A 6,849-nucleotide genomic window follows, 5' to 3' on the forward strand; every position below is an offset into this window, starting at 1 on the left:
GTTCTTCCGCGGGAGGGCGGTCAGCCGTTGGGGTCCGCGGCCGCCTGGGAGGCCTGGAGCTGGCCGCGGCGGTGGATCTGGCGGAAGGTGAAGTCCGTGAGGTCGTCGCCGACCGCGAACACGTTCTTGTCCGCGGTGGTGACCCGCTTGCCGTCGAGGAAGCCGCCGACGGTGAAGTAGGCGTACCGGCCGTAGGAGTTGGTGGTGCGCCGGCAGACCGTGCCGCCGCGGCAGAAGGTGTCGACGCCTCCGCCGCTGAGCGAGGCGAGGCCGCCCTCGGCCTGGTCGACGGTCTTCTTCGCGCGGGACTCCGTGTCGAAGACGGCGATGCCGACGGTGACGGCCACCCCGTCCTTGCGGTAGGTGGCGCGGATGAGCTGCCGGCAGCCGTTGTTCGCGAGGATCGAGCCGAGGGCGCCCTGGGTGCCCGACGCGCAGTTCGTGGTGCGGTTCGTCGCGCCCTTGAGGTGGACGCGGTCGCCCATGGTGAGCTTCTTGCCGGGGAAGAAGCCTTCGACGGTGATCGGCGCCTTGTCCTTGGCGGCGCTGGATATGTAGTCCTTGGGGTCCGGCGGGGGCGGCGGCGCGACCGAGGAGAAGGAGGGCGCGGGCGCCGAGGTGTCCTCGGGGAGGTCGGCGGGGGCGGGCAGTCGGCTCGCGCTCTTGTCGGAGTCGCCCTTGCCGCCGCCGTTCGTGGTGACGACGGCCGTCGTCACGATCGCGCCGATCGCCACGGTGGCGACCACGCCGCCGCCGATCATCATCAGTTTCCTGCGGCGGGAGCGCGCCGCGGACTCCTCCGCCAGCGCCGCCCAGTCCGGAGTTCCGCCGCCCCCGGGCCCCCAGGAGGCCCCCCCTTGCCCAAAGCTCATGCGCGCAGTTTAGGGCTTTGATAATCCGGTTGGGCCAGGGCTTCGCCGACCGTGACAATGCTCGGTATGGGACATCTCGAAGCGGGCCACCTGGAGTACTACCTACCGGACGGGCGGGTGCTGCTCGGCGACGCCTCGTTCCGGGTGGCCGACGGAGCCGTCGTCGCCCTCGTCGGGGCGAACGGGGCGGGCAAGACGACGCTGCTGCGGCTGCTGGCGGGGGAGATCCAGCCGCACGGAGGCACGGTCTCGGTGAGCGGCGGGCTGGGTGTGATGCCGCAGTTCGTGGGCTCGGTGCGGGACGAGCGGACCGTACGTGACCTACTGGTCTCCGTCTCCCAGCCGCGCATCCGGGAGGCGGCGAAGGCGATCGACGCGGCCGAGGAGAAGATCCTCACCGTCGACGACGAGGCCGCGCAGATGGCGTACGCGCAGGCGCTGAGCGACTGGGCCGAGGCGCGCGGCTACGAGGCCGAGACGGTCTGGGACATGTGCACGACGGCCGCGCTGGGCGTCCCGTACGAGAAGGCGCAGTGGCGCGAGGTGCGCACGCTCAGCGGCGGTGAGCAGAAGCGGCTGGTGCTGGAGGCGCTGCTGCGCGGGCCCGACGAGGTGCTGCTGCTCGACGAGCCGGACAACTATCTGGACGTGCCGGGCAAGCGGTGGCTGGAGGAGAAGCTGAAGGAGACCCGCAAGACGGTCCTCTTCGTCTCCCACGACCGGGAGCTGCTCTCCCGGGCCGCCGAGAAGATCGTCAGCGTCGAGCCGAGCGCGGCGGGCAGCGACGTATGGGTGCACGGTGGCGGCTTCGCCACGTACCACCAGGCGCGCAAGGAGCGGTTCGCGCGGTTCGAGGAGCTGCTGCGGCGCTGGCAGGAGGAGCACGCCCGGCTGAAGGCGCTCGTCCTGCGGATGCGGCAGCAGGCGGCGAACAGTCCCGACATGGCCAACCGCTACCACGCGATGCAGACCCGCTTCAAGAAGTTCGAGGAGGCGGGCCCGCCGCCGGAGCCGCCGCGCGAGCAGGACATCAGGATGCGGCTGCGCGGCGGGCGGACCGGGGTGCGGGCGGTGACCTGCAAGGGCCTGGAGCTGACCGGCCTGATGAAGCCGTTCGACCTGGAGATCTACTACGGGGAGCGGGTCGCGGTCCTCGGCTCCAACGGGTCGGGCAAGTCGCACTTCCTGCGGCTGCTGGCGGGGGAGCCGGTGGCGCACACGGGGGAGTGGAAGCTCGGGGCGCGGGTCGTGCCGGGCCACTTCGCCCAGACGCACGCGCACCCGGAGCTGCTGGGCAGGACGCTGGTGGAGATCCTCTGGTCGGAGCATGCCAAGGACCGGGGCGGGGCGATGGGGGTGCTGCGCCGGTACGAGCTGGAGCGGCAGGGCGACCAGGCCTTCGAGCGGCTGTCCGGCGGGCAGCAGGCACGGTTCCAGATCCTGCTCCTGGAGCTGGCGGGCACCACCGCGCTGCTCCTGGACGAGCCGACGGACAACCTGGACCTGGAGTCGGCGGAGGCGTTGCAGGACGGTCTGGAGGTGTACGACGGCACGGTGATGGCCGTCACGCACGACCGGTGGTTCGCGAAGTCCTTCGACCGGTATCTGGTCTTCGGCTCGGACGGGGTGGTCCGGGAGACGGCGGAGCCGGTGTGGGACGAGCGGAGGGTGCAGCGGGCGCGGTAACCTCGGCGGTCGGCGCGTTTTGACCCATCCGGGGCGGGGCGGGTAGTGTCGAGGTTTGTTATACGTGTTGGCTGCGTCGTTCTCATACGAAGGCCATTGCGTAGGTTCTCTGGAGCAGTTACCAGTGGCTCGCATACGGGCGGTGTTCCCGGCATTGTGTGCCCCAGCTGCATGATCGCTTCAGAGGTGTCGTGTGTATGGACCCCATCCACTGAAGAAGCGAAGGCTACGAAGTGCGTACGTACAGCCCCAAGCCCGGCGATGTCACTCGCCAGTGGCACATCATTGACGCTCAGGACATCGTCCTGGGCCGTCTGGCCACCACGGCCGCGAACCTCCTCCGAGGCAAGCACAAGGCGATCTACGCCCCCCACATGGACATGGGCGACTTCGTCATCATCATCAACGCCGAGAAGGTTCACCTCTCCGGCAACAAGAAGACCCAGAAGATGGCGTACCGCCACTCGGGCTTCCCGGGCGGTCTCCGTTCGGTGCGCTACGACGAGCTCCTCTCGAAGAACCCCGAGAAGGCCGTCGAGAAGGCCATCAAGGGCATGATCCCCAAGAACAGCCTGGGCCGTCAGATGCTCTCGAAGCTCAAGGTCTACGCGGGCGACCAGCACCCGCACGCTGCTCAGCAGCCGGTCCCGTTCGAGATCACCCAGGTCGCGCAGTAGTTCCGGCCACCCCCTAAGACATACAGAAAGATCTGAGGAGAATCGTGGCCGAGACCACTGTTGAGACGACCACCGACGACACGGTGGGCACCGAGGGCGAAGAGACCTTCGCCGAGGTGACCACCTTCGAGTCGGAGGTGCCCGTCGAGGGCGAGTACACCAGCGAGTCCCTCGCGGGCCGCTTCGGTGACCCGCAGCCCGCGGCCGGCCTGGGCCGTCGCAAGAACGCCATCGCCCGCGTCCGGATCGTTCCGGGCACCGGCAAGTGGAAGATCAACGGTCGCACCCTTGAGGACTACTTCCCCAACAAGGTGCACCAGCAGGAAGTCAACGAGCCCTTCAAGGTGCTTGAGCTCGACGGCCGCTACGACGTCATCGCCCGCATCTCGGGTGGCGGCGTCTCCGGTCAGGCCGGTGCCCTGCGCCTCGGCGTGGCCCGCGCGCTGAACGAGGCGGACGTGGACAACAACCGCGCCACGCTGAAGAAGGCCGGCTTCCTCTCCCGCGACGACCGTGCGGTCGAGCGCAAGAAGGCCGGTCTCAAGAAGGCCCGTAAGGCCCCGCAGTACAGCAAGCGCTAAATATCGCGCCTGCTCGACTGTCACGTTCGCCCCGGCGGCACACTCCGTGCTGCTGGGGCGTTCGTTTATCGGCCCTCGCGGGCGTATAACGGCATGAGACGTTCATCGGCCCGCACGGGACGGCAGGCCGGTGAGCGCCGCCGCGCACCTCTCTCAGGTCGGTCGTGTCACGCCATCCGACCTGCCTTTTTGCATTCTTCGTGGCACTCATTTGCTTTGCTTTGCTGTGGTTTGTGGTTTCGGAGCACTTTCGGAGGACACCAGTGGGACGACTCTTCGGTACGGACGGAGTACGCGGTGTGGCCAACGCCGATCTGACGGCTGAGCTCGCGCTCGGACTGTCGGTCGCCGCGGCGCACGTACTCGCCGAGGCGGGAACCTTCGCGGGTCATCGCCCGACCGCCGTGGTCGGACGGGATCCGCGGGCATCCGGGGAGTTTCTGGAGGCCGCCGTCGTGGCGGGCCTGGCCAGCGCCGGGGTGGACGTGCTGCGCGTCGGCGTGCTGCCGACGCCCGCCGTGGCGCATCTCACCGGCGCGCTCGGCGCGGACATCGGCGTCATGCTCTCCGCCAGCCACAACGCCATGCCGGACAACGGCATCAAGTTCTTCGCGCGCGGCGGCCACAAGCTGGCCGACGAGCTGGAGGACCGGATCGAGACGGTCTACGAGCAGCACCGCACCGGTGAGCCGTGGAGCCGTCCGACCGGCGCGGGCGTGGGCCGGGTCACCGACTACATGGAAGGCTTCGACCGGTACGTCGCCCACCTCATCGGCGTCCTGCCCAACCGGCTCGACGGGCTGAAGGTCGTCCTGGACGAGGCGCACGGCGCCGCCGCCCGGGTCTCGCCCGAGGCGTTCGCGCGAGCCGGTGCCGAGGTCGTCACCATCGGGGCCGACCCGGACGGCCTGAACATCAACGACGGCTGCGGCTCGACCCACCTGGACCTCCTGCGCGCGGCCGTCGTCGAGCACGGCGCCGACCTCGGCATCGCGCACGACGGCGACGCCGACCGCTGCCTCGCCGTTGACGCCACCGGCGAGGAGGTCGACGGCGACCAGATCCTCGCTGTTCTGGCCCTCGCGATGCGGGAGGCCGGGCAGCTGCGCAAGGACACCGTTGTCGGCACCGTGATGTCGAACCTCGGCTTCAAGATCGCCATGGAGCGCGAGGGCATCCGGCTCGTCCAGACGGCGGTCGGGGACCGGTACGTCCTGGAGTCGATGAAGGCCGAGGGCTTCGCGCTGGGCGGCGAGCAGTCCGGCCACGTCATCGTCCTGGACCACGCCACGACCGGCGACGGCACCCTGACCGGCCTGATGCTGGCGGCCCGGGTCGCCGCCACCGGCCGCAGCCTCGCCGAACTGGCCGGGGTCATGCAGCGCCTCCCGCAGGTGCTCATCAACGTCCCGGACGTCGACAAGTCCCGGGTGACCACCTCGCCCGAGCTGGCCGCGGCGGTCGCCGAGGCGGAGCGCGAGCTGGGCTCCTCCGGGCGCGTACTGCTGCGCCAGTCGGGTACGGAGCCGCTGGTACGGGTCATGGTCGAGGCCGCCGACATCGAGCAGGCGCGCGCGGTGGCGGGCCGGCTGGCCGATGTGGTGAAGTCGGCGCTCGGCTGAGTCCCCGAGCCGACGCCCACCGGCCGGCGCGGGACGAGTCGGCCGGCGGGGCGGGCACACATGGCCGACGGTCGCCCCGCGTGGAGCCGCCCGCGTGCGGATGAACGGGTCGCCCGCGTGGGGTCGCCCGCGTTCCGCGTAGGGCGATGCCCCGCACACGGGCACCCGCGGGGCGGACCGGTACGGCAGAGCGTTGACGCCACCGGACGGAGCCGCGGGAACCGCGTTCCGCCCTCAACGCGTGCTTCTCAGTGGGACGATGGCGAGGCGGGGAGAGCGTCTGCCTCAGTTGCGCATCGGGAGGAGCGACGGTGGCTCGTCGATGGGGGGCCCGCTGCGCCGGTGCAGCCGTGGCCGTGATCACGCTGGTGGCGGGGTGCTCGTCCGGTGGGGCGGACAGGCCGGACGGCGGGGGAGCGGCGGCGCCTTCCGCCGGGGCGGGGGGCGACTCGGGGGCGTCTGCGCCGTTACCCGGGAGCAGGAGTCCGCAACCGTCGGGGTCGGCGGAGCCGCCCGCCCCTGAAAGCCTGCCCGGCACGTTCGAGGAGGCCCTGGCACTCGCTCGTGCCGTCGCCGCCGAACCCGACGTGCTCGGTGCCGACTTCGTCCGGCGGAGCCCCTACGAGAGCGCACCGCGGACCGTGCCGGTGCTGGACCGGTCCTGCCGCTGGCAGCGCGAGGCCCTGCCGCACGAGGTACTGGCCGGGCTGTCGCGGTCGAGTGAAGTGCCGGGCGAGGTCTCCGGCGGGGGGCCGCTGCGGGTGACCGCCCATGTCACCGTCTACCGGACCACCGCGCACGCCGACGCGGCGATGGCGAGGTTCCTGGAGGACGCCCTGCGCTGCCCCGACCAGCGGCCCCGTCGTGGCGAACGCGTCACCTCGCTCGTGTCGCTGGGGGAGAAACCGGTCTTCCACGACGCCGAGGACTCCGTCTTCGAGGTCGGCCAGTACACGGGTGCCGAGCACGGCGGCCCACACCCCTACCTCTGGGCGGCGAACCGCGTCGGCTCCGTGGTGTTCGCGGTGTCGGTCAAGGGCGCCGACGGCTACGACGCGAAGACCGTCAGCGCCACGGGCTCCGGGGCGCTGGGCAGCATGCTCACCGATGTCCGGAGGGAACTGCGATGACCGCGCGGGCGGCCATGGGCTTACGGGCGGGGGCGGCCCGGCCGGGTGCCACGCCCGCGCAGGTGGACGCTTCGGCGGCCGTAGGGGCAGGCGGGGCAGGGACAGCCGGGACGATGACGACGGGGAGTCTGTGATGGAGCCGTTGGGTGTGGGCGATCCGGCGTGGGTGGGGGGTTATCGGTTGTTGGGGCGGTTGGGTGCGGGTGGGATGGGGGTGGTGTATTTGGGGCGTTCTGTTGGTGGTGGTTTGGTTGCGTTGAAGCTTGTGCAGGCGGAGTTTG

Annotated in this window: 6 protein-coding genes; 5 read left to right on the plus strand and 1 reads right to left on the minus strand. The window is 70.7% G+C overall.

Annotated elements, in window-relative coordinates:
* Nucleotides 1-20: 20 nt before the first annotated feature.
* Complete coding sequence (locus CIB93_RS06875; protein ID WP_096625072.1) at nucleotides 21-872, minus strand: hypothetical protein; 852 nt, start codon at nucleotides 870-872, stop codon at nucleotides 21-23.
* Nucleotides 873-938: 66 nt separating this feature from the next.
* Here CIB93_RS06875 and CIB93_RS06880 point away from each other — a divergent pair, with 66 nt between their 5' ends.
* The 5 genes from CIB93_RS06880 (at nucleotide 939) to CIB93_RS06900 (ending at nucleotide 6,568) form a co-directional block, all read left to right on the plus strand.
* Nucleotides 939-2,558, plus strand: coding sequence for an ABC-F family ATP-binding cassette domain-containing protein (locus CIB93_RS06880; protein WP_096625074.1), 1,620 nt, complete (start codon nucleotides 939-941; stop codon nucleotides 2,556-2,558).
* Between the two features lie 233 nt (nucleotides 2,559-2,791).
* A complete protein-coding gene (rplM, locus tag CIB93_RS06885) occupies nucleotides 2,792-3,235 on the plus strand; it encodes a 50S ribosomal protein L13 (RefSeq protein WP_096625076.1) in 444 nt (147 codons plus the stop codon).
* Between the two features lie 44 nt (nucleotides 3,236-3,279).
* On the plus strand, nucleotides 3,280-3,816 hold the full coding sequence (rpsI, locus tag CIB93_RS06890; RefSeq protein WP_096625078.1) for a 30S ribosomal protein S9: 537 nt from the start codon (nucleotides 3,280-3,282) through the stop codon (nucleotides 3,814-3,816).
* Between the two features lie 263 nt (nucleotides 3,817-4,079).
* Nucleotides 4,080-5,438, plus strand: coding sequence for a phosphoglucosamine mutase (gene glmM / locus CIB93_RS06895; RefSeq protein ID WP_096625080.1), 1,359 nt, complete (start codon nucleotides 4,080-4,082; stop codon nucleotides 5,436-5,438).
* Nucleotides 5,439-5,749: 311 nt separating this feature from the next.
* Nucleotides 5,750-6,568 (plus strand): hypothetical protein, encoded by an 819-nt coding sequence (locus CIB93_RS06900; RefSeq protein WP_143660001.1) that lies wholly within the window; start codon nucleotides 5,750-5,752, stop codon nucleotides 6,566-6,568.
* Nucleotides 6,569-6,849: the final 281 nt, after the last annotated feature.

It is taken from the genome of Streptomyces sp. WZ.A104, from assembly GCF_002382885.1.
Classification (GTDB): domain Bacteria; phylum Actinomycetota; class Actinomycetes; order Streptomycetales; family Streptomycetaceae; genus Streptomyces.